This is a genomic window from Moheibacter stercoris (assembly GCF_040545805.1).
Classification (GTDB): domain Bacteria; phylum Bacteroidota; class Bacteroidia; order Flavobacteriales; family Weeksellaceae; genus Moheibacter; species Moheibacter stercoris.
Genome location: NZ_JBEPMO010000018.1, coordinates 21,705 through 48,518, shown reverse-complemented (window position 1 = coordinate 48,518; position 26,814 = coordinate 21,705). Strand labels below are relative to the sequence as shown.

25 protein-coding genes are annotated in these 26,814 nt (G+C 36.2%); 5 read left to right on the top strand and 20 right to left on the bottom strand.

The features are described 5' to 3' along the window. Nucleotides 1-114 precede the first annotated feature (114 nt). The 4 genes from ABID46_RS11690 to ABID46_RS11675 form a co-directional block, all read right to left on the bottom strand. Nucleotides 115-849 (bottom strand): DUF4197 domain-containing protein, encoded by a 735-nt coding sequence (locus tag ABID46_RS11690; RefSeq protein WP_354510305.1) that lies wholly within the window; start codon nt 847-849, stop codon nt 115-117. 39 nt (nt 850-888) lie between these two features. Beyond that, entirely contained in the window at nt 889-2,883 is a 1,995-nt protein-coding gene (locus tag ABID46_RS11685; protein WP_354510303.1) for a T9SS type B sorting domain-containing protein, read from the bottom strand. A 122-nt stretch (nt 2,884-3,005) separates the two neighbouring features. Continuing rightward, nucleotides 3,006-4,286 (bottom strand): methionine adenosyltransferase, encoded by a 1,281-nt coding sequence (metK, locus tag ABID46_RS11680; RefSeq protein WP_354510301.1) that lies wholly within the window; start codon nt 4,284-4,286, stop codon nt 3,006-3,008. A gap of 138 nt (nt 4,287-4,424) precedes the next feature. Then, nucleotides 4,425-5,630, bottom strand: a complete 1,206-nt coding sequence (locus ABID46_RS11675) for an aminotransferase class I/II-fold pyridoxal phosphate-dependent enzyme (protein ID WP_354510299.1) — start codon at nt 5,628-5,630, stop codon at nt 4,425-4,427. Between the two features lie 165 nt (nt 5,631-5,795). Here ABID46_RS11675 and ABID46_RS11670 point away from each other — a divergent pair, with 165 nt between their 5' ends. After that, a complete protein-coding gene (locus tag ABID46_RS11670) occupies nt 5,796-6,248 on the top strand; it encodes an Lrp/AsnC family transcriptional regulator (RefSeq protein ID WP_354510297.1) in 453 nt (150 codons plus the stop codon). A gap of 59 nt (nt 6,249-6,307) precedes the next feature. Here the strand turns inward: ABID46_RS11670 and ABID46_RS11665 are convergent, their stop codons facing one another. The 6 genes from ABID46_RS11665 to ABID46_RS11640 form a co-directional block, all read right to left on the bottom strand. Continuing rightward, nucleotides 6,308-7,792 carry a carboxypeptidase regulatory-like domain-containing protein gene (locus ABID46_RS11665; RefSeq protein ID WP_354510295.1) on the bottom strand — a complete coding sequence of 495 codons (1,485 nt, stop codon included), beginning with the start codon at nt 7,790-7,792 and terminating at the stop codon, nt 6,308-6,310. Nucleotides 7,793-7,804: 12 nt separating this feature from the next. After that, nucleotides 7,805-9,115, bottom strand: a complete 1,311-nt coding sequence (locus ABID46_RS11660) for a CsgG/HfaB family protein (RefSeq protein WP_354510293.1) — start codon at nt 9,113-9,115, stop codon at nt 7,805-7,807. A 79-nt stretch (nt 9,116-9,194) separates the two neighbouring features. Next, on the bottom strand, nt 9,195-9,587 hold the full coding sequence (locus ABID46_RS11655) for a curli assembly protein CsgF (RefSeq protein ID WP_354510291.1): 393 nt from the start codon (nt 9,585-9,587) through the stop codon (nt 9,195-9,197). 12 nt (nt 9,588-9,599) lie between these two features. Further along, on the bottom strand, nt 9,600-10,313 hold the full coding sequence (locus tag ABID46_RS11650) for a CsgE family curli-type amyloid fiber assembly protein (RefSeq protein ID WP_354510289.1): 714 nt from the start codon (nt 10,311-10,313) through the stop codon (nt 9,600-9,602). Next, a complete protein-coding gene (locus ABID46_RS11645; RefSeq protein WP_354510287.1) occupies nt 10,310-10,672 on the bottom strand; it encodes a hypothetical protein in 363 nt (120 codons plus the stop codon). The genes ABID46_RS11650 and ABID46_RS11645 overlap by 4 nt, the downstream gene beginning before the upstream one ends. 128 nt (nt 10,673-10,800) lie before the next feature. After that, nucleotides 10,801-11,430 (bottom strand): hypothetical protein, encoded by a 630-nt coding sequence (locus ABID46_RS11640; RefSeq protein ID WP_354510285.1) that lies wholly within the window; start codon nt 11,428-11,430, stop codon nt 10,801-10,803. A 409-nt stretch (nt 11,431-11,839) separates the two neighbouring features. Here ABID46_RS11640 and ABID46_RS11635 point away from each other — a divergent pair, with 409 nt between their 5' ends. Continuing rightward, nucleotides 11,840-12,547 carry a LuxR C-terminal-related transcriptional regulator gene (locus ABID46_RS11635; protein WP_354510283.1) on the top strand — a complete coding sequence of 236 codons (708 nt, stop codon included), beginning with the start codon at nt 11,840-11,842 and terminating at the stop codon, nt 12,545-12,547. A 31-nt stretch (nt 12,548-12,578) separates the two neighbouring features. On the opposite strand, the gene rpoN is transcribed toward ABID46_RS11635, so the two are convergent. After that, nucleotides 12,579-14,048, bottom strand: a complete 1,470-nt coding sequence (gene rpoN / locus ABID46_RS11630; RefSeq protein WP_354510282.1) for an RNA polymerase factor sigma-54 — start codon at nt 14,046-14,048, stop codon at nt 12,579-12,581. A 13-nt stretch (nt 14,049-14,061) separates the two neighbouring features. Then, a complete protein-coding gene (gene asnS / locus ABID46_RS11625) occupies nt 14,062-15,510 on the bottom strand; it encodes an asparagine--tRNA ligase (protein ID WP_354510280.1) in 1,449 nt (482 codons plus the stop codon). Between the two features lie 126 nt (nt 15,511-15,636). Here asnS and ABID46_RS11620 point away from each other — a divergent pair, with 126 nt between their 5' ends. Next, nucleotides 15,637-15,858 carry a VF530 family protein gene (locus ABID46_RS11620; RefSeq protein ID WP_354510278.1) on the top strand — a complete coding sequence of 74 codons (222 nt, stop codon included), beginning with the start codon at nt 15,637-15,639 and terminating at the stop codon, nt 15,856-15,858. Then, on the top strand, nt 15,855-16,238 hold the full coding sequence (locus ABID46_RS11615) for a hypothetical protein (RefSeq protein ID WP_354510276.1): 384 nt from the start codon (nt 15,855-15,857) through the stop codon (nt 16,236-16,238). The genes ABID46_RS11620 and ABID46_RS11615 overlap by 4 nt, the downstream gene beginning before the upstream one ends. Here ABID46_RS11615 and ABID46_RS11610 read toward each other — a convergent pair. The 3 genes from ABID46_RS11610 to ABID46_RS11600 are packed head-to-tail and all read right to left on the bottom strand — an operon-like array spanning nt 16,235 to nt 20,869. Continuing rightward, nucleotides 16,235-19,273: an AAA family ATPase gene (locus ABID46_RS11610; RefSeq protein ID WP_354510274.1), complete on the bottom strand. Its 3,039-nt coding sequence runs from the start codon at nt 19,271-19,273 to the stop codon at nt 16,235-16,237. The genes ABID46_RS11615 and ABID46_RS11610 overlap by 4 nt on opposite strands. Next, a complete protein-coding gene (locus ABID46_RS11605; RefSeq protein ID WP_354510272.1) occupies nt 19,270-20,481 on the bottom strand; it encodes a metallophosphoesterase family protein in 1,212 nt (403 codons plus the stop codon). The genes ABID46_RS11610 and ABID46_RS11605 overlap by 4 nt, the downstream gene beginning before the upstream one ends. A 10-nt stretch (nt 20,482-20,491) precedes the next feature. Next, nucleotides 20,492-20,869, bottom strand: a complete 378-nt coding sequence (locus tag ABID46_RS11600; RefSeq protein WP_354510270.1) for a YchJ family protein — start codon at nt 20,867-20,869, stop codon at nt 20,492-20,494. A 105-nt stretch (nt 20,870-20,974) separates the two neighbouring features. Between ABID46_RS11600 and msrA the strand changes: the two genes are divergently transcribed. Then, nucleotides 20,975-21,670, top strand: a complete 696-nt coding sequence (gene msrA, locus ABID46_RS11595; protein ID WP_354510268.1) for a peptide-methionine (S)-S-oxide reductase MsrA — start codon at nt 20,975-20,977, stop codon at nt 21,668-21,670. 49 nt (nt 21,671-21,719) lie between these two features. On the opposite strand, the gene ABID46_RS11590 is transcribed toward msrA, so the two are convergent. The 5 genes from ABID46_RS11590 to ABID46_RS11570 form a co-directional block, all read right to left on the bottom strand. After that, a complete protein-coding gene (locus ABID46_RS11590; RefSeq protein WP_354510266.1) occupies nt 21,720-22,673 on the bottom strand; it encodes an acetyl-CoA carboxylase carboxyltransferase subunit alpha in 954 nt (317 codons plus the stop codon). A 229-nt stretch (nt 22,674-22,902) separates the two neighbouring features. Continuing rightward, nucleotides 22,903-24,246: a signal recognition particle protein gene (gene ffh / locus ABID46_RS11585; RefSeq protein ID WP_354510264.1), complete on the bottom strand. Its 1,344-nt coding sequence runs from the start codon at nt 24,244-24,246 to the stop codon at nt 22,903-22,905. 74 nt (nt 24,247-24,320) lie between these two features. After that, nucleotides 24,321-24,983, bottom strand: a complete 663-nt coding sequence (locus ABID46_RS11580; RefSeq protein WP_354510262.1) for a hypothetical protein — start codon at nt 24,981-24,983, stop codon at nt 24,321-24,323. 117 nt (nt 24,984-25,100) lie between these two features. Further along, nucleotides 25,101-25,883 carry a DUF4382 domain-containing protein gene (locus tag ABID46_RS11575; RefSeq protein ID WP_354510260.1) on the bottom strand — a complete coding sequence of 261 codons (783 nt, stop codon included), beginning with the start codon at nt 25,881-25,883 and terminating at the stop codon, nt 25,101-25,103. A gap of 101 nt (nt 25,884-25,984) precedes the next feature. Next, entirely contained in the window at nt 25,985-26,758 is a 774-nt protein-coding gene (locus ABID46_RS11570) for an exodeoxyribonuclease III (protein WP_354510258.1), read from the bottom strand. Nucleotides 26,759-26,814 lie beyond the last annotated feature (56 nt).

The window sequence follows — 26,814 nt, the reverse complement described above, 5'->3', positions numbered from 1 at the left end:
CAAAGCAATTTACTAAAATTGCTTCAATTGGGAAAGCTTTGGCTTTCCTTTTTTTATTTATAAAAAAGGCTATCTCACTTTTGAGACAGCCTCTTCTATTTCTAGTAAATTGGTCTATTTATCTTGCAATTTGAACACTTCTTGTAACAAAGGAGTTGTTCTCAAACCAATATTATTACGAATTCCTTGCTCTTTTTGGGCAACCATTTTGAATACGCTATTGATTGCTTGTTCCGTTACATATTTATTCAAATCAGTCGTTACGGTTTGTCCTGTGAAATTGTTGTATTGAGTCATGATATTGGTCCAAATTTTATCGGCACCCACTTTACCCAAGGAATTTTTCACTTTTGGTTCAAATGAAGTGAACAATTGAGTCGATGTTCTATTTTGTAAATAGGAAGTAGCTGCAGTATCATTTCCCAATAAAATTCCTTTCGCATCGTTGAAGGTCATGGACATAATTGCATTTTTGAAAATTGGGGTAGCTTCCGAAACTGCATCTTCTGCAGCTCGGTTCAATAGTCTAATTCCTTCATCGGCCAAACTACCCAAACCAATATTTCGTAAGGTTTGATCTACTTTTTGCAATTCTTGAGGAAGAAGAATTTTGGTCAAACTATTGCCAAAAAATCCATCTTTTTTACCCAATTTTTCAACTCCTTCATTCACACCAAATTCCAAAGCTTGTTTCAGACCATCGGCTATTCTCATACTAGAAACTCCGCCAATTCCAGTTCCAGAACCAGTTTCCATGGGAATTTGTGAAGCGATTGTTTGCAATTCTGCACAGCTGTTTAGCGAAAAGAATGCAGGAAGTATGGCTAGTGTAAAGATTGTTTTTTTCATGTTTGTGTTTTGATGTTCCTAATCAACTAATGTACCGATTTAATTTTTCACGGTGATATAACCCGTTAATTTCTGTTTATCGTTTAAAGTAATAACATACCAATAGGTTCCAGAAGGAACAGGATTGCCCAGATATTTCCCGTCCCAGATTAATCCTTTGGTTGATGGTTTACGATCTGCAAATAATTTTCCATAACGATCAAAAATCTGAATTTTCGCATCAGGATATTGTTGAATTCCTCTGATGACCCATTCGTCATTGATTCCATCTCCATTGGGTGAAATAAAATTCGGAACAAAGAAATAGGTGAATTTATAAACATCGGCATAACATCCGTTCAAATCTCGTACATGTATATCGTAATCGTTTACTTCAATGTTGTAGAAAGTTGGAGAGCTTTGCCAGAACACTCCATCTAAGGAATATTCGTAAATCCCAGAAGGACTCACATTCACGGCGATGGAATTTCCGTTATTTTTTACGTCTGTAATGATAGGGCCACTTCCTTGAACTGCTTCGAATGGAATTCTAAATTCACATCCGTTTTCATCTAATACGATAACTTCGTAAATCCCTAAATTTGAAATAATTACTTGGTTTGAATTTAAGTCTTGATTTAAATCATTTCCTGTTAATCCACTCCACTGATACGAGACGAAATTATTTGGAACAGATAGAATAGCGGTATTTCCTGTACAAAAGGCAACCGTCGGTTCGTAATCGATGTCCAAAGCATTCACAATCAAGTTTAATTCAGCGATATTATAACATCCAGGCGCTTCATTTGATACTTTAACATAAATGGTTTTATTTATTGTCGTAGAGTAGGTTAGTGGTAATGGATTTTGATTATTCTCTAAATCTTCTAAGCTTTCGAAATAGGTGTAATCGACGCTTCCTCCGTTGATGATTGGTTCAGCTTCTGTTAAGTCGAAACTAGCTAAACCTGTTTCGAAATCGGCACAGCTTGATAGGCTTGTGTTGGTTGCGTTTGGCGCGGTGGTTATTGTGATTCGAATGGGAATGACGTAGGTTTTGTTTTCGGTTGCTTCATGTACACGTACGTACACCCAATCGATGGGGTTGGCGTCATTGGTGAATGGGTTGCTTAAAGGATTGGAGCCATTTTCGGCATGGTTTTGTTCACGATGGTAGGAGATTTCCAAATTCAGAGCTTCGTGCCATCCTGCGGCTCCCCACCAATGATTGGACGTATTGGCAACGCCAGGTCTTGATTTGATAACCTGGGTTTGCATGGTTTCTAAATCGATTTCGTATAAATAATCAACCGTGTTCCCGTAAAGTTTCCCGTATTCCGCTGCAAGTCCAAAAGTTCCTGCGTCAATCATTCCTAAGTTCACATGGCTTAGGTATTCATTGTTTGGGCCTAATGTTACCTTGTAAAGGAAATCAACGCCTCCAGGCATGGTCCAAGCAACATACATAAAATCTCCAATTTGAACAAAGTCGCCAGCAGCTCTACCTTCTCCGAAGTCATGCCAAAGCTGAAAATTCGTTAAATCGTTGGCATTTGCTCTGTAGACAGCACTTGTCCATCCGCCTTCATACAAATTATCCAAATGATCAAAAGAAAGCGCTAATACACTTTGTCCATTGGCGTGGATTTGGGAGATGTTTTGAAATTGACATCCGCTATTTGTGATGTTGACTTTTTGTAAATAGCTAGCATTTCGAACGACAAAAATTTCTTTGTTGCTGTTGATCGCGATATCGTAATATCCGCCACCGCCGCCAGAATTCAAACATACGTTTTGAATTTGGGGATTGTTATCATAAAGATTGGTGATCTTAATAATTCCAGAGTAAGCTTGCGTCAGGTATATTTCGGGTGATTCATTGAATTCCGACAAGACATCTAATGCGTAATTTTGTAATTCTGATAAAGGTATAGAAATCTGTCCATCAGCATTTTCATCACAAATACTTAAATCTTTGGTTGAAGTAATGGTGACTTGTGAATGGAGGATGTGAAAACTTACTAAGAAGAATAAAATGAAAAAGGTATTTTTCAATATTTTGGATTTGAGGGTGCAAATTTCGTCAATTAATCTGACTAATTATGTGAAGAAAATGCAAAAATAAAGCCAGATGATTTAATTCATCTGGCTTTGGTATTTTGTAGAATTTGAATTTCTTACAATCCGAATTCAGCTTTGATTTTGTCTACATAATCCAATTTCTCCCATGTAAAGAATTCTAAATTCTCAATGGTAAGTTCGTTAGGTTGACCTGCGTTAAAGGTTTTGTTTGCAACATAAGACTCTCTACCCATATGACCATAAGAAGCGGTTTCTTGGTAGATTGGATTTCTCAATTTCAAGTTTTGCTCAATTGCATACGGACGAAGATCAAATATTTTTTGAACTCTTTCTGCTAATTCACCATCGTTGATTGATAATTTAGAAGTTCCGTACGTATTGATGTATAAACCACATGGTTTAGCAACACCAATTGCATAAGATACTTGAACCAAAACTTCGTCAGCAACACCAGCTGCTACTAAATTCTTGGCAATATGACGTGTAGCATAAGCAGCACTTCTATCCACTTTGGATGGATCTTTCCCACTAAAAGCACCACCTCCGTGAGCACCTTTTCCACCATAAGTATCCACAATGATCTTACGACCCGTTAAACCTGTATCTCCGTGTGGACCACCGATTACAAATTTTCCAGTTGGATTGATGTGGTATTTGATTTGATCGTTGAACAAATTTTTGATTTCAGCTTTTTGCTTCGCAAATACACGTGGAATCAAAATGTCGATGATGTCTTTTCTGATTCTAGCCAACATCGCTTCTTCAGCGCCAAATTCATCATGTTGAGTTGAAACAACGATGGAATCAATTCTAATCGGTTTGTGATCATCTGAATATTCAATCGTAACTTGAGATTTCGCATCGGGACGTAAATATTTGATGGCATCATTTTCTCTGCGTAAATCAGCAAGTTCTTTCAAAATAGAATGCGCCAAATCCAACGCCAACGGCATGTAATTCTCTGTTTCATTGGTCGCATACCCAAACATCATTCCTTGGTCTCCTGCACCCTGAGCATTTGCTTTTTCTTCAAAATTTTCGGAACTCACTACACGGTCAACTCCTTGATTGATATCGGGAGATTGTTCATGAATAGCAGAAATAACCCCACAAGAATCACCATTAAACATGTATTCACTCTTCGTATAACCAATTTTGTTGATTACTCCTCTTGCAATGTTTTGAACATCTAAATAAGCTTGGGACTTAACCTCTCCCGCTAAAACTACCTGACCAGTTGTAACCAAGGTTTCACAAGCTACTTTTGAAGTAGGGTCGTACGCTAAAAAGTTATCAATTAAAGCGTCAGAAATTTGATCTGCAATCTTGTCTGGATGTCCTTCAGAAACGGATTCTGATGTAAATAAATAAGGCATAGATAGTTATTATTTATGGGGAGTCGATGATTGATAGAAGCTTCCTGCTTTAGCAATTTTTAACGAGGTTGCAATCAGACAAATCCATCCTCCCAATTTGTATGGCGCAAAATTACGCAGTTTCTATCGAATTACAAATTATTTTAAAATGTTTAAACTATTCATGCATTCTTTCATCTTTTCATAAGTACGTTGGATGTCATCATCTAAACCTATTGAAAAACGAATCAATCCGTCTGATAAGCCCATTTCTTTTTGTTCTTCCATTGGGATTTCACTTGAAGTTGAAGTTCCTGGTGCGCTAAATAAGGTTTTGTAGAATCCTAAACTAACTGCCAAGTATCCTAAGTTTTGCATTTGCATCATTTCCATTAATTCATTGGCTTTGTCCAAAGAACCAACGTCAAGGGTCATCATTCCTCCAAATCCATAATCTTCGTTGTACATTCTTTTGAAGGTTTCGTGTCCTGGATGATCTTTCAATCCTGGGTAAACTACTCTTAATCCATCCTTTTGGAATGATTCTGCCAAGAATTGAGCATTTCGGCTGTGTTGTTTCATGCGGATGTGTAAGGTGCGCATGTTTTTTAAAATGCTTGCCGCACGTAAACTGTCCATGGTTGGGCCTAAAAGCATGCAAGCTCCGTCATTGACATTGCGTAAATCATTGATGAATTCTTGGGTTCCACAAATTACACCTCCAACAGCATCACTACTTCCATTGATGAATTTGGTTAAACTATGAATTACAACATCTGCTCCCAAATTTTTAGGAGAAACCATCAAAGGAGAAAACGTATTATCCACAACCAATTTCAAATTTTGTTTTTTGGCGATTTTTGATAAGGCTTCGATGTCAGCAATTTCCAAAAGAGGATTGCTTAAAGTTTCACAGTACAATACTTTGGTGTTGGAATTAATAACAGCTTCCACCGATTCCAAATTGGTGATGTCCACAAACTTGGTATCGATTTTCAATTTTGGAAGGAAATTTTTCATGAAGGCATAAGTTCCTCCGTAAATGGTTCTACTTGAAATAATTTCATCTCCGCTCCCACATAATTGCAATAGAACAGAAGTAATAGCACCCATTCCGGATGCTGCAACATTTGCGGATTCTGTGTTTTCCATTGCTGCCAAAGCTTCGCCTAAATACAAATTGCTCGGTGTAGAATGACGCGAATACAAATAACAGCCTTCAGCATTTCCTTCAAAGGTGTCAAACATGGTTTTAGCCGATAAGAAGGTATAAGTTGAAGAGTCTGTAATTGATGGGTTTACGCCACCAAATTCTCCGAAATATTGTAAATCTTGAATTCTGTCTGCGGGTTTGTGTGTGTTCATATTTTATTTATTTAATTTTTGAGATCAAAAGCAAAATAAGTTTTGTTAAGATTAAAAATCAATTGAATTATTAATAATTAGAATAATTATGATTAAAAAATTTAGTTTATAGAATAATATTCTAAAATTATACTGAAATTTGGATTTTTACTTAAATTATTGGTGATGGATGAAATTGATAAAAACTTGGTGAATTTATTGCAGGAAAATTCAAAATTAACCCATAAGGAACTTTCCATTCGATTGAATTTGTCTACGACGGCTATTTATGAACGAATCAAGAAATTGGAGCGTTTGGGCATTATTAAGAAATATTCTGCGATTTTGGATCGAAAGAAATTAGGAAGAGAATTGATGGTTTATTCGCATATCAAATTAGAAAAGCATTCGCAGGAAAATATTGCCTTATTTGAACGTCAGATTTCTAAATTGATCGAAGTGCATGAATGCTTTCATGTGAGTGGAGATTACGATTATATTTTAAAAATGACCTTTCCCAATATGGATGTGTACCGAGATTTTATGGTGAATAAATTGACGACTATTTCGTGCATTGGAAGTAGTCATAGTATTTTCGTCATCAATGAAGTGAAAAATGAAGTCGGATTTAAATTGTAAAAAAAAGCATCAAATCTTTCAATCCGATGCTTTCTTTGAGTAAAAAATAAGGTTGGATTTTATTCGTAATCTGGCATTTCTGCATTGTAAATAAGAAGATTTCGTTCTTCTAAATCATCCAAAGAAATACTATAAACAGATTTTATGGAAATCATATCGTTGGGTGTATTGGTGAAAATAATGGATCCGTTATCAGGAGAAAATCTTGCGTCAATATCAATGGTTCCAATTGGTTTTTCTGATACTAGTGATAAATCCGTTGTATTTTGAGTACCAAAATCATACAAAAAGATGTGTGTGTCCAATTGTCTGTATTGAGCATCTTGATATCCAGAAATATCGTGAGTGTAAAGCAATTGCGTACCTGTAATGTTGAAATCTAGTGTTCCAATTGCTCCTTGTTGATTTTCTACAATCGTTTCGAGAAAGTTTCCATTGCTGTCAAGTAGGATGATTTTCGCTTCGTAACCCATCAGATTATTCGTCGTGATGGCAATTTTGGAACTATCATAACTCCAAGCAACTTTGGTAATGAATTGCCCATCGGATGTTTGATAAATTTGATGTTGGCCAGTTCCGTCATAATTGATTTTGTATAATTTGTCAAAACTTGGAAAAATAAATTGGCTTCCATCTGTTTTCCAGGCAAAATCCAATTGTTCTTGTCTGAAACCATTTAAGGGAATTTGACTAACCTGATGGAAATTGCTTCCATTTAAATGGGAAGTGACCAAATGAGTTTGTCCTCCAATCGATTGTAAAAAGGCTAATTTTTGCGCTACATTGTTTTTATGCGGTCGCCAACTCGAAGTAGTGGAATTGGTGATTGGGATGGTTTCGTCTAAATTCGTGGAATAAACAACATAATTGCCGTTTTCTAAACGAACGAATTGGTGACGATATTCCGGATCTGCTTTGATGGTAAATTGACTTGATTCACTAAACACTTCAGGATTTATTCCGTCTGAAACAATCACTTGCCAGGTGTAAGTTGTGCCAAAATCCAAATCTTCTACCTCTAAATTATTTCCTATAATTTCTTCAAACTCTACTATTTGATTGGTGGAATTATTTGTAAGTTTTACTCGATACGTAAGGCTATCCTCATCAACATCTGTACTTACCCAAATTAAGGTGAGATCTCTTGGGAGGTCTGTTGCTAAATTGGTAGGTGAAATTAGGATGGGTGTTGTTGGAGGTGTATTCAATGTTTCGTCAGTGACCATTTCAATCACAACAGTAATGGTTTGGTTGTATTGGGTTAAATTGACAGCCTCAACCTCTGTGAGATAACCGTCCAATTCAGCTTTTATAGTATAATCCCCAAGTGGAACTTCTCCTGAAATTTCAAATTCTCCATTTTCATCTGTATAAACTGTCAAGGTAGAAGGGGTTGTCGTGATTTTGACATTTTCTAAGGGTTCATTTGTAAGATCAATACGAACAGATCCTTTGATAGTTCCTTTTGCATTGCTTTCAACCAAATCTTCGCTACATCCAAATAGCAAAAAAAGAAATATAGATAGAATATGTATTGTTTTCATAATAAGTGGGGGTTATTTAATTTGTCTTTTTCCGAAATAGAATTGTAATCCAAGTCCAACTTGTAGGAAATGATCGTCACGCTTACCAGAAACCAATTGATCCCAATCATCGTCAAATCCCATATGGTAGGTTCCGAAAGCTCTTACACCAATTGCGGGTGATGCAAGGTATTCTAGTCCGCCGCCAAATTGAACCTTGAATTTCGGGTTTTTGTCTGGTCCGTTGGAATCTGTTATTAAGCCTGCGCCACCATGAAAGAATGGGGTGAAATTATTATAGGGTAGAACTAAGTATTCTAAATTTGCTTCATATATAGAATAGGTCGAACGGTAGTTTTCCTTGGAGCCTAATTCTTGGTAGCCAAATGCTAAATAGGTATTAAAATAATCAGCAAACTGGTATTTGACATTTCCTATACCGCCAGGTCTCATCGTGGAGGAAGCGAAATCTCCCTTCATTGTGTTAAAAGTCATGGCTAATCCAGCTGATAAGGTAGATCTTCTTCCTTTTTCCCATTCGCCTTTTCCAACGACTTGTTTATCAATTAGTTTAATTTCTTGTTCATATTGTTTCATAAGGCTATCGGCTACGGCCATTTCACTGGATTCAGTTTCCCATAATTTGGATTGAATTCCCTCTAAAATTAACATATACACAGCTTTATTGATGGCTTCTGTAACGGCCATATGAACAGGTTCGTTGTTTGTGATTCCCACTTCGGCTTCCATTAGCCTTTCAAAATCGACATATCGAAACATGCTGGCATTGATGGCATGAGAAAGAATGGTTTTGGATGTGTAAACCGTTTTGAGAATCTTTCCACTATTGGTGGAAACAGCTCGTAAATAAACAGTAATTCTGTCTTGACGGTATTGAGTTGAACCGCCGATACCAAAATATCTTGCACCTGCACCACCTGTCAATACATTGGTATCATAGGAAATTACACCTCCTTCTAAGATGATTCCAGCAAATAGGAGAGGTGGTAAAGGTGTAACTTGGTTATTTTGGGAATATTCTTGTCTTGTGGTACGGATGATTTGCCTTTCATTTAAAAGGTTTCCTATGTTTTCTCGTTCGATTGGGATGAACCATTTGCTATCTTCCAAAGATTTGATCAGAATGGTGGTTAAACCTTGAGGTACAGCTGTACTCCAGTTTGAGCCCATTTCTGAAGCCTTATATTGACCCGTTTGGTCTCTAAATTTATAGACACCGACTATGACTTCTTCTTTTGGTTTGGGTAAATTACGAAAATCCAATCCGGTTGCGGTTGGTTCTCCAACATTGGACTTTAGATCCACATTTGCTGGGGGAATCAAAAATATACCACAGCTTTGAAAAAGCAATAGTATAACACTAATACAAAATAAATAAATGGGGGTTTTCATGATGTAGAATTTATAGAATGATTTCCGTGGTTTCTCCAGTTTCGGAATCAATGATGGTTATAATAGACCCAGTTCGGGTATTTTCTATGGTGATGATCAATCCTCCAATTTCAATGGTCTCTTCTTCTGCACCTCCTTCACCGCCTTGGTTTAAAAGTGAGCGGGTTAACTGATTCAATATTTGTCGTTTTAAGGAATCAGAAAAGCTACCCAGTAAACTTTGGGATAACAAGTTAGTTTTATTATCATCAAATGAATTTTGCGCATTGGCAGAGGATAATAACCAGGAGTAATTCAAGTAACTGCCTCCAAATGCTGGATTGATAGGCGTGTAAGATAATTGTTGTGCATTGCTAAATTGACTTAAAATGCATAAGAGTATGGTAATTAATAGTGTTTTCATGACGGTAGCGTTTTAGTATTTAAATTCGTTCTTTAAGCTTTTACTTTGAGCCAATTGGCTGAGGGATTTTAAAGTTTGCGAAACTTGATATTTGATATATTCCTCGTCGGGTCGGCTAAAAAATTCATAGATCATTTCATTTTCAGCATAAACATTGATGACGCTTGTTTGTCCACGATAGGGTAATTCGGAAACTTGAACAATGAAATCAAATTTTTGAGGAAGTTGATTATAGGCTGTGAAAAAGCTATCATAATAGTCTTTTCCAAATTTAGTTTTGGTATCATCTACTAAAATGCCGAGCGGCATTAGGTTCATTTCCTTTTCGGTTGAAGTTGTTTCAATGGATTTTATTTCCAAAGAATCTTTTGCGATGAGTAGATTTTGATTTTCGTCTCGTATGTAAAGAAGTGCTTTTAAGTTTAATTTAGGGGAATTGTTTAAATGGATAGTCGATAATTTTTTTGTCTCGTCTGGGGTAAGAGTAAATTTTCCTGATTGTTTATTGATGGATACATTATTTTTCTCATCTGTTTTCTTCACTAGAAATAAATAATTAAACTCATTGTGAAGTAGGGATTTATTTTGAACTATTGGAATAAAGGTAATTCCATTTTCATCGGTTTCGGTTTCGATACTAGCGATAATTAAATTATCATTAGATTCTTGAGACAAGCCGAATGGGGGCAAACTGATTAGAATTAGCCAAAATAAAAAGAGTTTCATGGGTAGTTGTTTATGATGATACTTCTATAATCTCCATCTAAATTTATTTTCATGTTTTCCATTATCGAATTGCTTCCCAGAATTTCCAAATAATTATTGGTCCCTTTCATTTCTACATTAATATTAGAAGGATTATGGGAAGATTCTTGAAAATAAAATTCTTGATTGGTGCCTGCTTGGACTACATTGATACTATTTGCAGCAACATCAGCATGGTTAAAATTACCTACTTGGATGACTTGGGTAATATTTAATCCAGAATTATTTGAGATAAACTGAATTAAGTCTCTTTCAGAGATTTCCTGACCATGGGAAATTCCCACTATCAAGGAGGCGGTAAGTATAAATAAGGTTTTCATAATGAAATGAATTTAAAAAGAACTGTCCTATAAATTTACCTCCCCCATTTTAGTGGTAAATAATAGGACAGCTCTATAAGTGTACTTTTAGATAGATTGGGGGGAATCTATGCTGTTAAGTTAGATGATTAGTCTTGTTGAGTAATAATCATTGAGTTGTTGTCTCCGAACTGTAATCCAGTGTGAGAGTGTGATGTACCTGTTTGTAAAACGTCAACATAGTTGTCATTACCATAGGTTTGATCATTCGCACTATGCCATTGACCATATTGGTATTGGTATGTTAAGTTGTTATCTCCAGACTGAACATTTGTAGCAGTATGAATGTCACCATCTTGGTATTGAACAGCATAGTTGCCAGATCCTGTTTGTGTATTAAATGCCCAGTTCCAAAAACCTAATTGTACTTGATACGCAGTATTTGCATTTCCTCCCTGTGAGTTTACAGCCCAGTTGATAGAACCATCTTGATATTGGTAAGCAAAATTGTCAGTTCCATTTTGCGTTGACTCAGCCTCATTACCATTTCCGAATTGCTCTTGGATGTTGAAGTTATCGGTGCCGTCTTGATCAACTATTGCATAGTTTCCATCACCATCCTGGTAAGTAATGTTTTCATTTCCAAATCCCCATTGGTCTACATATGCCTCATTGGAGTTTCCATAACTATCAGTATCGTTAATGTTAGCAACACCCCACTGAGTAGTTTCTGCAATGTTAGAATCTCCAACTTGCATAATAGAGTTTACATTGCTCATACCATCTTGGCTTACAACAGCGCTGTTTCCATTACCCCATTGTTGGGTGTTGTCACTGTTGCTTTGAGCAAATCCTACAGATGCGATAACTAGTGCAGCTGTACTTAAAAATAATTTTTTCATGATTATAAAATTTTAGTTAGTACTGCAAAGCTATACCTATGTAAACTGATATTTATCATGGGAAATAGTGGTTTTTAAAAAAATACTCATTTTCCGTGATACAGAAAACTAGTTATAAATTTTCCAAGTTCTGAGTTAAATGCTTAACTTTACAATAACTTAAAAATTTATGTGCCAATGAAATAGACTCAAAAACCTTACTCTCTAAAACAATAGACCAATGTGAGAATTTCACAAGACGAGGCTTTTCCCGTAATAAAAATTCTACTAACTCTTAAAATAAAATATGGACAGAAATCTTTTCATCTATTTAGCAATAGAAAACCCCATGTTGTTAAAAGGTATTGAAAGCCTGATTCTTTCCCAAATAAACTCAAATGCAAAAACGATATGTATTTTATGTCCCGAAGATTTATTTCAACTTGATTGGAATCAAGATGAAAAATCAACTCAAATTTTAATTTATGATGAATCTTTTCGTAGCGAAAAAAACAATTTAATGTTGTTGAACTTGCTCAAAAGTAATCCTACATTAAAATCAGTATTATTGGTTAGGGCAATTGACTACCATCATTTAAAGCTATTGTATAATTTGGGCTTTACTGGAGTCGCCAATAAAGACATAAATCCCAAAGATTTTGTTGATTTTATGCGAGACATTATAAAAGGAAATAAGGCTCTTGCTCCAAAATTTCAAAAATTAGTTATTGGGCAATTTTGTCAAATTGACAAGAACTTCAACCAACCATTTGCAACGCAGATGTACGAGGATGATATCAATCATTTTCAAGAACTATATGGTTTGACCAAAAGAGAAAAAGAAATTCTTTGTTTGATCTGTAATGGTAAAAACACCAAAGAGATATCCGAAGAATTATTCATCAGTATGCATACAGCCGAAACCCATAGAAGAAATTTATTGGCAAAATTGGATGTGAAAAATACTGCTCAAATGGTGAAAGTTGCTGTTATGAATAAATTGGTAACTGTATAAACTAAAGAAGAATCTAAACTTTAAGGGGAGTTTAGATTTCTTTGCGTAAACGCGCAACCGGAATGTTCAACTGCTCCCGATATTTCGCAATCGTTCTTCTCGCAATCGGATACCCTTTTTCCTTCAAAATTTCAGTCAGCTTTTCATCGGTCAAAGGTTTCTTTTTATCCTCTTCACCAATCACATCTTGCAATATTCTTTTGATTTCTCTTGTCGAAACTTCTTCACCTTCTTCATTGGTTAAACTTTCTGAAAATAAATCTTTGATTAAGAAAGTTCCGTAAGGAGTGTTAACATATTTGCTATTGGCCACACGAGAAACCGTCGAAATGTCCATTCCTATTTTGTCGGCAATGTCTTTTAAAATCATTGGTTTGATTTTCGTTTCGTCTCCCGTTAAGAAGTATTCTTCTTGGAACTCCATAATAGCAGACATGGTATACATCAAGGTGTTTCGTCTTTGGGTAACAGCATCAATAAACCATTTCGCAGCATCTAGTTTCTGTTTCACAAACATGACAGCTTCTTTTTGCTCCGTTGATTTCTTTTCTGTGTTTTTGTAGGTATCCAACATTTCTGCGTAAGAATTGGACACACGCAACTCTGGAACATTTCTTCCGTTGATGGTTAATTCCAATTCGCCATCGACAATTTTGATAGTGAAATCGGGGGTGATATGCTCTACCTCTTTCGTATTTCCAGAAAAAGATTTTCCGGGTTTTGGATTTAATTTTTCGATCTCTGAAACAGCTGCCTTGAGTTGATCTTCCGTCACATCATGTTTCAACATCAATCGCTTGTAATGCTTTTTGGTAAAAGCTTCAAAGGATTTCGTAATCAGATCAAGGGCAAGTTCCGTCGTTTCATTTTGAGGTTGTTTGTTTTCCAATTGGATTTTCAAACATTCTTGCAAATCTCTCGCACCAACTCCTACAGGATCTAATTTCTGAATGTATTTCGTTAAAAGATGTTCAACCTCATTTTTATCGGTGTAAATGTTTTGGGTAAATGCCAAATCATCAACAATCGCTTGCAAATCTCGACGAATATATCCGTCATCATCCATGTTCCCGATAATGAATTCCGCTATGACAAATTCCTCTTCATCCAAACGATACATGGACAATTGCTCCTCCAAATAATCCAAAAAGCTTATTCCTTGCGCATAGGGAACAGAACGCTCTTCATCGTCATCGCTATAATTATTGGTATAGGTTTTATAATTCGGAATTTCATCATCACTCAAATATTCATCTATATTGATGTCGCTCGTATCGATGGAATTGTTGTCATCATTGTATTCGTCAGAATCCCATTCATTGGATTCTCCATATTCATCATCATGTGATTCACTTCCTTCTTCCAAAGCAGGATTTTCCTCCATTTCCTGTTTGATTCTTTGTTCAAATGCGATCGTGGGCAATTGAACCAATTTCATCAATTGGATTTGTTGAGGCGATAACTTTTGTTGAAGTTTTAAATTTAATTCCTGCTTTAACATAGTTTAAATATAGTTAGAATTCTGCGTTTTTAGGTGTTCTTGGGAATGGAATGACATCGCGAATATTTCCCATACCCGTTACAAACAATACCAATCTTTCAAGACCCAATCCAAATCCACTGTGTGGAACGGTTCCGAATCTTCTTGTGTCACGGTACCACCACATATCTTCTGCATGGATGCCGAATTGTTCAATTTTTTGATCCAAAACATCCAAACGTTCTTCACGTTGAGATCCACCTACGATTTCTCCAATTCCAGGGAATAAGATGTCCATCGCACGAACTGTTTTTCCATCTTCATTCAATCGCATATAAAATGCTTTGATTTCTGCTGGATAATCAAATAAAATTACAGGTGTTTTGAAATGTTTTTCTACCAAATAACGTTCGTGTTCCGATTGTAAATCAGTTCCCCAACCCTCAACCGGATATTGGAATTTTCCTTTTTGGTTGTGTTTGGATTTCATCAAAATATCAATCGCTTCGGTATAGGTCAATCGAATGAATTGGTTGTTCAATACATAATCCAAACGATCCATCAAACTCAATTCTGAACGTTCGTTTGCAGGTTTTTGCGTTTGTTCCTTGTCAAAACGTTCTGCTAAGAACTGCATATCATCTGGGCAATTTTTTAAGGCATAACGAATGACATATTTCAATAAATCTTCCGCTAAGTCCATATTCATATCCAAATTGTAGAACGCCATTTCGGGTTCAATCATCCAGAATTCTGCTAAGTGCCGTGTTGTATTGGAGTTTTCAGCACGGAAAGTAGGACCAAAGGTGTAAATTTTACCCAATCCCATTGCCGCAACTTCACCATTTAACTGTCCTGAAACCGTTAAATTGGTATGTTTTCCAAAGAAATCTTTGCTATAATCAACTTTTCCTTCTTCATCTTTTGGCAAATTGTCCATATCCAAAGAAGTTACAGAGAACATTTCACCTGCACCTTCAGCATCAGATCCGGTAATAATCGGTGTATTGACATACACAAATCCTTGCTCATTGAAATATTGGTGAATCGCAAACATCAAACTATTGCGAACACGCATAATAGCAGCAAACGTATTGGTTCTAAAACGCAAATGTGCTTGCTCTCTTAATTTTTCTAGGCTATGTTGTTTTGGTTGTAAAATTGTTGCTTGAATTTCGTCTGGATTGGCTTCACCCAAAATCTCAATCGTTTTGGCAATAACTTCAATTTCTTGTCCAGCTCCTTGACTTTCTACGATTTCTCCTCTAACTTTTAAGGAAGCAGCCGTACTAATTTTCTTTAATAGCTCTTCATCAAAAGATTCGAAATCCACAACAATTTGTATATTTTTAATGGTAGACCCATCGTTTAAGGCGATAAAACGGTTGCTTCTAAATGCGCGAACCCATCCTTGAACCGTTACTTCTTGTAACGCGATTGTCTTTCCTTTTTCTAATATTTCCTTAATAGTATAGTTCTTCATAATTATTCAACTAATGCTACAAAATTAAGCATAATTAACAAAGATGAAATTACTAGGGTATAATTTTTGCTGAATTCGCGCATTTTCTTTTGAACTAACTCTTAAAATTTGATTTAAATTTGCCCAATGGAACAAAAAAACAATCCGCTGCACGGAAAAAGATTGGATGAGATCATCGAAGCTTTGGTTTTGTATTATGGCGGATGGGAAGGTTTGGGTAGACAAATCAAGATCAAATGTTTCAATGAGAATCCAAGTTTGAAATCTTCGCTGAAATTTTTACGCAAAACAGATTGGGCGCGAAAGGAAGTAGAAGAATTGTACATCGAAAAAATTGCAAAAAAATGATCGAAACGGATATCCAAGAAGAAATTTTCATCGATCCCGAATTATTGGCCGAAATAGAGGAGGAGTCACAAGTGATTGTTCATTGTGAAATTTCGCCAATTCCAGAAGAGAACTTTGCACGAATTTGGCCTACAACATATTTGGTTGACAATGCAACGGGATTGAAATATCCGTTGGTTTACGCAGATGGAATCACCATGTATCCCGTTTGGACGCGAATTCCAGAAGGAGTAACCATGCGATTTTCTTTGTATTTCAAAGGGTTGCCCAAATCTTGTTTGTCCTTTGATTTAATGGAAATCATTCCTGCGCCAGGAGCTTTTCATGTTCCTAACATTCCACGCAATCAAACCGATGTTTATCAGGTTGTTTTGGACTAAAGTACTTCAATCAAACTACCGCGTTGTTCGTCTTTGCGGATGGATAAAGCCATTGGAATTCGTTCCTTAAGTTCTTCTACGTGCGAAATGATTCCAACAATTCGGTTTTCTTTTTGCAAACTGGTCAAAGTTTCAAACACAATGTTGACCGAATCACTGTCTTGGGTTCCAAATCCTTCGTCAATGAAGAAGAAATTTTTCTCCGATTTCGCTTGAGATTGAACACTTTCTGCCAAAGCCAACGCCAAACTCAAAGAGGCTTGAAAGGCTTGTCCGCCCGATAAAGTCTTGACACTGCGACTTCGACCTTCGTTCAAATAGTCAATAATTTCAAAATTATTGTTTTCGTTAAGTTGCAAACTCAATTGATTGCGCGTCATTCGGTGGAAACGCACATTGGCATTGTCGCACAATTGACGCAAATAGATAGAGGAAACATATTGCACAAAACCCGCTCCTTTGAACAAATTGAACATCGTTTTGAGGTTTTCTTCCCGTTTTTGAAGTTGCGCCAATTCTTTTAATAATCCCGCTTTGGTAGCAAATTCTTTTTCCAAACGGCTGATTTCCGCTGTTTGTTTGGCAACTTCTTCTGTGGCCGTTTTTTTAGCGATTTCAACTTCTTGAAGTTTTAGTTTTTCAGCTTCAAATTCTTCTGCGCTCAAAGATTTTCCAGCTAATTTTACTTCCAATTCTTTAATCGAATTTATAAGGGTTTCCAAACCAATTTTGAAATCTTGAATTTCTTTTCGAGTGGTTTCTACATTAAGGTTCATTGCCAAAATTTGATGAACTTGTTCCAAATCGGCATAGGCGGAAATTTTTAAATTCTCCTGAATATGATGCTGAATTGTTTGCTGTTCCGACTCAATTTCTTGAATTCTTTTTTCAGAAGTTTCTACCAAAGTTTTTTGAGAAGACAATCGAGGAACGAGAGATTGTTGAGATTTCTGAAGTTCCGTATAATTGTTTTCGATTCGTGAAATTTCTTTTGAATGAAATTCTAATTCTGATTGAATTTCTGAAAGTTCAGATGTTTCAAAATCCACTAAACGAAGTTCTTTTAATTGGGAAACCAAGGAATTGATTTCGCCCAATTTGGTAGATTCTTCTTGTTTAAATTCGTCAAGCGATTTTTTATAAGTGTCTAATTTTGTTCGATTTTCTTCGTTTTTAGTACGTAATTCTTTGATTTCCAATTGAAATTCTTGAATCAATTGAGAGGTTTTAATTTGTTGATTTTGAATTGATTCGAATTCGGTAGAATTGGCACTTAAAATATTTGTCCATTGAAATTGATCCAAATGAGCCTTTCTCAGGGTTTCGTTTAGATGCGCTTCTTCGTTCAACCGATTGATTTCTTCATGATAAACCCGAATTTTCGTTTCGGCTTGTTCTACTTTTTCACGGATTTTACGCCAATTTTCATAGGATTTTTGATGTTCCGAAATATCCTTTAAAACAGAAGCAAGATGTTCCGAAACATTTTCCGTTTCCAAAATCTGCGGATGATCCAATGAGCCGCAAAGTGGGCAAGGTTCGCCCTCTACCAATTGTTGCGAATATTCACTCAACTTTTCCTGTAAGGCCAAATGCGCTCGTTGGGATTCAAGTTCCTTGCTTTTTTCTTCCCAAAGTCCCAGCCATTCATCGGATTGTAGATAATACAAATCAAGTTGAATTCCTTCTTCATTCAATTCTTTTTCAACTGCTTGAATTCGTTCCAATCCCGATTTTTTTAATTTTTCGATTTTCTTTTGATCTTCCAGCAAAGAATTTTGACGTTGAAACCATTGGCTTATTTCCAACAAAATCTTTGGATCAATCAATGTTTTGGCGAATTTATCCGCTTCGGATTCTTTTTGTTCTATCTGTTTTTGTTTCTCTTCCAATTGTTTTTCCAGATCGGAAACGTATGTCGATCCCTTTTCAATTCGGGACTTCAGTTCTTGAATTTTTTGAGAATGCTCTTTAATTTTTCCAATCAATTGAAAATCTATTTCCTTTCGTTTCAGCAAATCGAGATTTTCAAATTCAGGTTGAAGGGCATGTAATTTTTCTTCAACAAGTTTTGTTTCCGTTTCGATTTGGGTCAAAACTTCCTTTTGTTGAGTTAATTCGAGTTTTTTCGCCTGCGATTCTTTTTCGGTAGATTCAGCTTGTTGCAAAGAATTGAAAAACAATTGATGCGTTTTTTCGTAGTGGATTAATTTTTCCTCTAAACGCAGTATTTCTTCTTTTTTGGTCGAAATTTGTGAAAATTCTGCTCGTTTTTTTTCCAATAATTCAAAATCGGATTGGAGATTTTTCAAGAATTGAAAACGTTCTGAAACTTCCTTGAATCGGATTTCTTGTTGCTCCAATTCTTTTTGAAGTTCACCTAAATTTAATTTTTGCTCCGAAATAATTTCCTCTGAAATCGTTTCGAAACCGATTAATTGACCTTGAAGTTGATTGAGTTGAGCGGTATTTTCCTTGTTTAAACGAGCGACTTTATCCTGTAAATCATACTGATGAAGATTGAAAATTTCTTTCATCATTCGGGTTCTTTCCGTGTCGCCCAATTCCAAAAATTCCTTGAATTGACCTTGTGGGATGATGATTGTACGCTTGAAATTCTCGTAACTCAGTCCTAAAATTCCTTCTACATTGGAAGATTCCAAAGGAATCCATTTGCCATTAATTTTTTCGTACAATACCGAAACGGGCGTCTTGATGTCTTCAAAATTCTTGGAATTTCGTTTGAATTCTTTGGTGGCTTTGAATTTTCTTCCTTCGTGATTTTCAAATTCAAATTCAATGTACGCTTTATCCGATTTTAAGTTCAACATATTGTAAGAACGCTTGTCGCGCGCATTCAAACGTTCGGTTTCGCCATAAAGCGCATAAGAAATGGCTTCCAAAATGGACGATTTTCCTGATCCGACCGATCCAAAAATTCCAAATAATCCTGCTTGAGTTAATTCGGTGAAATCAATAGTTTGTCTTTCTTGGTAGGAATACAATCCTTCTAAGGTTAATTTTAGTGGAATCATGCTAAATCGTTTAGAATTTCGTTGAACATATTCAAAATATCCTCGTTGGGTTCTTGGTTTCCGTGTTTCGATTTGAAATAATCACGAAACAATTCACGTCGGTCTTGGCTTAAATTGATTTCTTTCAAATCCGTTGAATTTTCGGATTGATTTTTCAGTTTTGGAATCAAATGTATGATGCCTTGATGCGTTTGGTACAAAGCTTTTCGATCTTCAGCACTTAAAAAGGTTTCCGATTCAAGCGTCAATTCGACCAAGGCATTTTGATTGTCTGCTAACCATTCCAAAGCAGCAGAAATATCTTGAAACGTTTTTCGATGCAAAGGTTTTCCTTCGGTTAGTTGGATTTTTTCAAAACTTAAATTCCGATTATCATCAATGGAAATCAAAGAAACATATTTGGTTTTTCCCGCTTCGCTAAAGCTATAGCAAAGAGGAGAAGACGAATAAATCACAGGTTTTTCTGGGGTTCCAATATTTCGAAATCCATGCAAATGTCCCAAAGCGGTATAATCGATTTGAGGTGGAATGGCATCGGAATAAATCATGTCGGCATTTCCAATTTTGATGGGTTTTTCGCCTTCTGGTTCTTCCAAAAGTTCTGTACCACGTTTGTTCATGTACAAATGCGCCATCAAAAGGTTGATTCCCTTTTCATCACAATGTTCCGTCGCGATTTCAGACCAATTTTCGGCTAAAACACGATTGAGTTCGTCCTCTTTTTCTTCGCCTAAATATTGTTTCAATCGAGTTTCGTTCGCATAAGCCGTATGCATAATTCGAACGGGAAATTTCCAATTTTCCAATTGAAGTTCAATCAAACCTTCTACGGATTTCGAAATCTTAAAATCGGGTAGGGCAAAGGGTTGAACTTTGTCGTTGGGATATCCAATCAAGATGATTCCACATTCGCGCGCCAAAGGATCGGGAGCATCAATAAAGCTTGGGGAATCATGGTTTCCGGCAATGGCAATTACAGGTCTTTTCCCATTGTTGGTCAATCTTTTCAAGGTTTTGTAGAACAATTCGATTGCTTCTGTACTCGGATTGAAATTATCAAACAAATCGCCCGCTACCAAAACCATGTCTACGTTTTGGTTGTCAGCAATTTCAATGATTTCATTCATCACCTTGACTTGTTCTTCCAATCTAGAAAAACTGTCCAGTCGCTTTCCCAAATGCCAATCGGCTGTATGTAAAATTTTCATTCTGTTCGTTTTAGTCTAGAAATGTTCCGAATGCATAATACCATTTTCCATCCATTCGTTCGAATTTCGAAAGTTCATGATGAATTTGATTTTCTCCATCTTCATCTACAAAATAGGCTTTAAATTCCACTTGATTAAAAGAAGGCGTATTCACGATTTCCAATTTTTGCCATTGGTTCGCTATTGCCCAAGATTTGTATTCTTGTTTGGGATGAAATTTTCTCGCCAAAGGTGTAGTGGTTTCCCAAAGATAATCTTCCAAAACCAAAGCAAATGCAGCATATCGAGAACGCATCAAAATTTCTGCAGTAGGAGCAGTTGATTTCCCAATGTGAAATGGTTCACAACAATCGGAATAAGATTTTCCTGAACAACAAGGACAATTCATGGTGTGATTTTTGAGAGATAGTTGCCTATCGGTTTGGAGTTCAAAAATAAGGTTTGATAACGACAATCGGTGTCAGATTTCATTTAAATTTAAGGAATTTCTTATATGAAAATTCAAACGAAAACAAATCCATTTGGGATGTATCGAATCAAACTAATCCTTACATTCGTAGCAATGATTGGACTGAATTTTTCATGTCAACAACCAACAGATTTGAAAACGAAAAAATTGAATATAGAAAAAATGAGCAGTGATACTTTTGAAAAAGCAACATTCGGTGGAGGATGTTTTTGGTGTGTTGAAGCGGTTTTTGATCAGCTTTTAGGAGTGGAATCAGTTACTTCAGGATATTCAGGAGGACATGTAGAAAACCCAACGTACAAGCAGGTTTGCGAAGGAACAACAGGACATGCAGAAGTGGTTCAAATTGAATTTGATCCAGAAATGATTTCGTTTGACGAATTGTTGGATGTTTTTTGGACTGTTCACGATCCAACACAATTGAATCGTCAAGGAAATGATGTAGGAACCCAATATCGTTCGGTAATTTTTTATGAAACGGAGCAACAAAAATTGATGGCGCAAAGATCGATTCAACAATACGAAGCTTCTGATTTATATGATGGAAGTTTTACAACTCAGGTTGAACCTTTGGAAATTTTTTATCCGGCAGAAGATTACCATCAAAACTATTACGAAAACGATGGCGGACAAAATCCCTATTGTACAGTTGTGGTGAAACCCAAAATCGACAAATTCGTTGAAAAGTTTTACAACAAATTAAAACCTGAATACAAATAATGCAAAAAGCCATCTGAAAAGATGGCTTTTTGTGGTTTTATACGTTGAATTATCCAGCAAATTCACCCATTGCCAAGAATTTGTCTTGACGTTGTTTTTTCAATTCAGCTGCCGATAATTTCGATAATTCCGTATAGGATTTCCAGATTTGGTCTTTCAAAGATTCCGCTGCTTTTCTTGGATCATAATGAGCTCCTCCAAGCGGTTCTTTGATGATTCCGTCAATAATTTTCAATCCCAACATATCGTTTGGCGTCATTTTCATTTGACTCGCCACTTGTTCTTTGTAATCCCAAGATCTCCAAAGAATAGCCGAGCAGTTCTCAGGTGAAATCACCGAATACCAAGTGTTTTCCATCATGAAAACTTTATTTCCAACACCGATTCCCAAAGCTCCACCAGAAGCTCCTTCACCAATCACAATGCTGATGACTGGTACAGTCAAATTCATCATTTCGAAGATGTTCTTTGCAATAGCTTCACCTTGTCCGCGTTCTTCTGCTTCCAATCCTGGATAAGCTCCTGGAGTGTCCATCAACGTAACAATTGGCATGTTGAATTTTTCTGCGATTTTCATCAAACGCAAAGCTTTTCTATAGCCTTCTGGATTGGGCATCCCAAAACGACGGTATTGTCTTTCTTTGGTGTTTTTCCCTTTTTGTTGACCGATGATCATAAATGGAACACCGTTGATTTTTCCCATTCCACCGACCATCGCTTTGTCATCTCCAAAATTACGATCACCATGCAATTCCAAGAAGGTATCTTCGGTCATATGGTAGATATAATCAAGGGTGTAAGGTCTTGATGGATGTCTTGACAATTGAACTTTTTGCCAAGCGGTTAAATTTGAATATATTTTCTTTTTGGATTCTTCTATTGCTACTTCAATTTGTTTGCAAGCCTGCTTTACATCCACACCATTGTCTTCTCCAACAATTTTACAACTGTCCAATTGCTCTTGAAGTTCCTTGATGGGTTGCTCAAATTCTAAATATTCCATAACTATTTTTTAGAGAGAACAAATATACTAAGTCTTACTGTAAATTTAATAGGTTTCCTTTAGGAATTGAATTTATTGGAAGTCCTGATTTAGAGCGTTATACGTCAATTCTTTGATTTAGGATGAAATTATTTCACAGTTCTAAACCATAGAAATACCTATTTCGCTGGATTCATTCTCAATCAAATTGATGACAACCTAAAATTAAATACCAAAGAAATATTTGAAATTAGCCTTCTTTATTTTGCATGTTTTTTCCCATGGCTTGCATCATTTGACGACCACCTGGAGATTGCATAAATTTCATCATTTTACCCATTTCAGAGAATTGTTTCAACAATTGATTTACTTCTTGAATGGAGGTTCCAGAACCATTGGCAATTCTCTTTTTGCGAGATGCATCGATGATTTGAGGATTTTTTCTTTCTTTCGGCGTCATCGAATGGATGATCGCTTCTACACCTTTGAAAGCGTTATCGTCGATTTCCACATCTTTCAAGGCTTTTCCAGCACCCGGAATCATTCCCATCAAATCTTTCATGTTTCCCATGCGTTTGATTTGTTGGATTTGTTTCAAGAAATCGTCAAAATCGAAGGTATTTTTCGCAATTTTCTTTTGTAAGCGTTTTGCTTCTTCTTCGTCGAACTGCTCTTGCGCACGTTCCACCAAGGAAACAACGTCTCCCATTCCCAAAATACGGTCAGCCATACGTTCAGGATAGAAAATATCCAAGGCTTCCATTTTTTCACCAGTAGAGATAAATTTGATTGGTTTATCAACAACGGTACGAATGGTCAAAGCTGCACCACCACGCGTGTCACCATCCAATTTGGTTAAAACAACCCCATTGTAATCCAAAACATCGTTGAAAGCTTTTGCCGTATTAACCGCATCTTGACCTGTCATGGAGTCAACAACGAATAAAGTTTCGTGTGGACGAACGGTTTGGTGAACTTGACGAATTTCGTTCATCATCGCTTCATCGATCGCTAAACGACCCGCGGTATCGATGATGATCACATTGTGCTTGCCTTCTTTGGCAACTTGCATTGCATTTTGAGCAATTTGAACCGGATTTTTATTTTCGGTTTCAGCATAAACAGGAACACCGATTTGTTCACCCAAAACCTTTAACTGGTCAATTGCCGCAGGACGATATACGTCACCTGCTACCAAGATCGGATTTTTTCCTTTCTTAGTTTTCAGGTAATTCGCTAATTTTCCAGAGAAAGTAGTTTTCCCTGAACCTTGAAGACCCGCAATTAAAATAATCGTTGGATTTTCAGATACATTCAAGTCAGAAAATTCTCCACCCATTAATTCCGCCAATTCGTCGTGGACGATTTTGACCATCAATTGGTTGGGATTCAAAGAGGTGATTACGTTTTGGCCCATTGCTTTTTCTTTCACTTTGTCGGTGAAATCTTTGGCAACTTTGTAGGAAACGTCGGCATCTACCAAAGCTCTACGAACTTCTTTGATGGTTTCTGCTACGTTGATTTCCGTAATTTGACCTTTCCCTTTTAGGGTATGTAACGCTTTATCTAATTTATCCTGTAAACTTTGAAACATTGCTCTCGATTATTTTGGATTGCAAAGATAGTAAATTTGAAATTCTAAGAAATTAAGTATTTGAATTTTCGACATTAATCCAAGAGTTGAACAATTTTTCGAAATGGATAGGAAATTGTGTGCAGAATTTTACCAGCAAAGGTTCTTTTTCTCACGAAATACCCCATAACATATAATTCTAGTTCTGGATGATTGTTAAGTTGTATTTTGTCGCTTAAGGTGTTGATAGGAAATGTGTAAGATTCCTGATTGGTTGGTTCTACGAAAATAAGCATTGGATTTTCAATCCAATTTGGGATGTTTATTGAAAACATACCTTCGCTATCTGCAAAAACAAAAATATCTGTGTCCATAACTTCAATATAAGCATCTGATATTGGAAAAGAATCAATATCTATTACTTGACTTTTGAAAATGTAATAGTCAGTTGTAGGTATTTCGGTCTCTGAAATATTCTTTTTTTCAACTATTTCTATTTTATTCTTTTCTTGGGAATAACATAAAACTGGAGTTGTTAAAAAACTTAGAAACGTGGAGATTTTAAAAATATAGGAAGTTGGTACTAAAGGATTTTGTGATTCTTTCTGATTAATTCTATCTAATTGTTTTAAGGTTATTTTCCCGCAAACCTCTGATTGATTCAAATTTTCTAGAATTCGCTGGTCAGTAATTTTGGTAAAATCCAACACAGATTTTTGACATACTTCACAAAAACGACCCTTTTGTTCGGGAAGCATAGTTTCCCAATTTTCATGACAAGGTTTTGGAATGGTGAAATTCATCTATCCAAAATACAAAAAAAAGATGAACTTCAATTGAAATTCATCTTTTCTAAAAAAACATATCCTAATTTTTTAAGGAGTCATAATAATATCGCCTAAGTTGTTGATTTGTCCAAATACAACACTTACAGGACTAATTTCTTTATCGGAAAAAGCTGGATTCTGCGCATCAAAAACCAATCGGTAGTTTCCTTCTGGCAATCCCATGAATTTAAAATATCCATCTAAGTTGGGCAAAGCGGTCGCAATCGTATCCGATTGATTTTGCATCGCATAAACCGTAGTCAAAGATTCAATCGGTAATACTTTTCCTTCAATCATTCCGTTTGTTAAATCGGTGAAAGTTCGGATGACAGGTTTCAAAATATAGCCACCATTTCCAGTTTCAACAATGGATTTTCCTGCATCAAAATCGATCCACATTTTATACGCCATTCCTGGTTCTAGGATATGATTAACATTGAACTTCAGTCCACTTTGTTGTGCGGAAGGTGTTTGAAGTGGATGTTCCACGCCATTGACGATGATTGTATTGTTTGGTCCTAAAATCAATCGCATTTGTTTCAAATTTCCAACGGGCAAATGATGGTTTCCCAACAATAAATCCACACCATTGTTCAATTCCAATAAATCATAAATTCCAGGATTTGCAAAAGGAAATTCCAATCCTTCTTCATTGTTTAATTTAAATTCTATACGTTGAATATCCAATAAAATCGCATCATAATCAGCAGGTCCATCGGTTAATCTCAATTCCAATTGAGCCGTGTCGGAAGAATTCCCGTTATCATCGTTGTTACAGCTAGCTAGAATTGCAGCAAATGCAATTGCTAAAATCCAAATTTTGTTTTTCATCATTCGTTAATTTAGGGTTAAATGGAAAGTTTCACCATGTAATTGATGTTTAATTCAATGGTGAAAACCAAATTTTGTTCCAATTACGAATGATTTGAAAATTAAAATTCAAATTCCACGCCAACGGGACAATGATCTGAATGTTTGGCTTCGGGTAAGATAAAAGCGCGTTTCATGTATTTTTCCAAAGGACGAGTGACCATATTGTAGTCGATTCTCCAACCTTTGTTTTCCAAACGAACACTTTGAAAACGCATACTCCACCAACTATAATGATGCGGTTCTTTGACGAAATAGCGAAACGAATCTATCAAATCACATTCTTGAAGGTAACTCGAAAGCCATTCGCGTTCCATTGGTAAGAAACCCGAAACTTTTGCATTTCTGATGGGATCCCAAATGTCAATGGCTTCGTGACAAATGTTGTAATCTCCACAAATCACCAAATTCGGATGTGAAATACGCAATTCGCGAATGTATATAAGGAAATCATGGCAGAATTTCATCTTGAAATCCAATCTGTCCATATTCGTTCCCGATGGTACATAAACACTAATCACAGAAAAATTCGGAAAGTCAGCTCGGATGACACGACCTTCAAAATCGATGTAGTCGATTCCCGTTCCAAATTCTACATGCATAGGTTTTTCTTTGCTCAAAATGGCAACACCACTGTATCCTTTTTTGGTTGCAGAATGCCAATACGAATGGTACCCCAAATCGGTCAAAACTGCCATTTCATCGGCAATCTGATCTTCATTGGCTTTGGTTTCTTGCAAACATAAAACATCGGGTTGTGCTGCTGCGATCCATTCGTTCAAACCTTTGCGCATAGCAGCGCGAATTCCATTGACATTGTAACTGATGACTTTCATCCTGCGAAAGTAAGAATTATTAGATATTAGAAATTAGAAATTAGAAATTAGAAATT

Coding starts and splice junctions, on each gene's coding strand:
- ABID46_RS11665 (WP_354510295.1), bottom strand. CDS start 7,792: ATGAAAACAATACATATTCTATCTATATTTCTTTTTTTGCTATTTGGA.
- ABID46_RS11620 (WP_354510278.1), top strand. CDS start 15,637: ATGGAACAAAAAAACAATCCGCTGCACGGAAAAAGATTGGATGAGATC.
- ABID46_RS11655 (WP_354510291.1), bottom strand. CDS start 9,587: ATGAAAACACTATTAATTACCATACTCTTATGCATTTTAAGTCAATTT.
- ABID46_RS11590 (WP_354510266.1), bottom strand. CDS start 22,673: ATGGAATATTTAGAATTTGAGCAACCCATCAAGGAACTTCAAGAGCAA.
- ABID46_RS11600 (WP_354510270.1), bottom strand. CDS start 20,869: ATGAATTGTCCTTGTTGTTCAGGAAAATCTTATTCCGATTGTTGTGAA.
- ABID46_RS11570 (WP_354510258.1), bottom strand. CDS start 26,758: ATGAAAGTCATCAGTTACAATGTCAATGGAATTCGCGCTGCTATGCGC.
- ABID46_RS11580 (WP_354510262.1), bottom strand. CDS start 24,983: ATGCTTCCCGAACAAAAGGGTCGTTTTTGTGAAGTATGTCAAAAATCT.
- asnS (WP_354510280.1), bottom strand. CDS start 15,510: ATGAAGAACTATACTATTAAGGAAATATTAGAAAAAGGAAAGACAATC.
- ABID46_RS11635 (WP_354510283.1), top strand. CDS start 11,840: ATGGACAGAAATCTTTTCATCTATTTAGCAATAGAAAACCCCATGTTG.
- metK (WP_354510301.1), bottom strand. CDS start 4,286: ATGCCTTATTTATTTACATCAGAATCCGTTTCTGAAGGACATCCAGAC.
- ffh (WP_354510264.1), bottom strand. CDS start 24,246: ATGTTTCAAAGTTTACAGGATAAATTAGATAAAGCGTTACATACCCTA.
- ABID46_RS11615 (WP_354510276.1), top strand. CDS start 15,855: ATGATCGAAACGGATATCCAAGAAGAAATTTTCATCGATCCCGAATTA.
- ABID46_RS11605 (WP_354510272.1), bottom strand. CDS start 20,481: ATGAAAATTTTACATACAGCCGATTGGCATTTGGGAAAGCGACTGGAC.
- ABID46_RS11675 (WP_354510299.1), bottom strand. CDS start 5,630: ATGAACACACACAAACCCGCAGACAGAATTCAAGATTTACAATATTTC.
- msrA (WP_354510268.1), top strand. CDS start 20,975: ATGAAAATTCAAACGAAAACAAATCCATTTGGGATGTATCGAATCAAA.
- ABID46_RS11650 (WP_354510289.1), bottom strand. CDS start 10,313: ATGAAACTCTTTTTATTTTGGCTAATTCTAATCAGTTTGCCCCCATTC.
- ABID46_RS11640 (WP_354510285.1), bottom strand. CDS start 11,430: ATGAGCAATGTAAACTCTATTATGCAAGTTGGAGATTCTAACATTGCA.
- ABID46_RS11610 (WP_354510274.1), bottom strand. CDS start 19,273: ATGATTCCACTAAAATTAACCTTAGAAGGATTGTATTCCTACCAAGAA.
- rpoN (WP_354510282.1), bottom strand. CDS start 14,048: ATGTTAAAGCAGGAATTAAATTTAAAACTTCAACAAAAGTTATCGCCT.
- ABID46_RS11690 (WP_354510305.1), bottom strand. CDS start 849: ATGAAAAAAACAATCTTTACACTAGCCATACTTCCTGCATTCTTTTCG.
- ABID46_RS11575 (WP_354510260.1), bottom strand. CDS start 25,883: ATGAAAAACAAAATTTGGATTTTAGCAATTGCATTTGCTGCAATTCTA.
- ABID46_RS11670 (WP_354510297.1), top strand. CDS start 5,796: ATGGATGAAATTGATAAAAACTTGGTGAATTTATTGCAGGAAAATTCA.
- ABID46_RS11645 (WP_354510287.1), bottom strand. CDS start 10,672: ATGAAAACCTTATTTATACTTACCGCCTCCTTGATAGTGGGAATTTCC.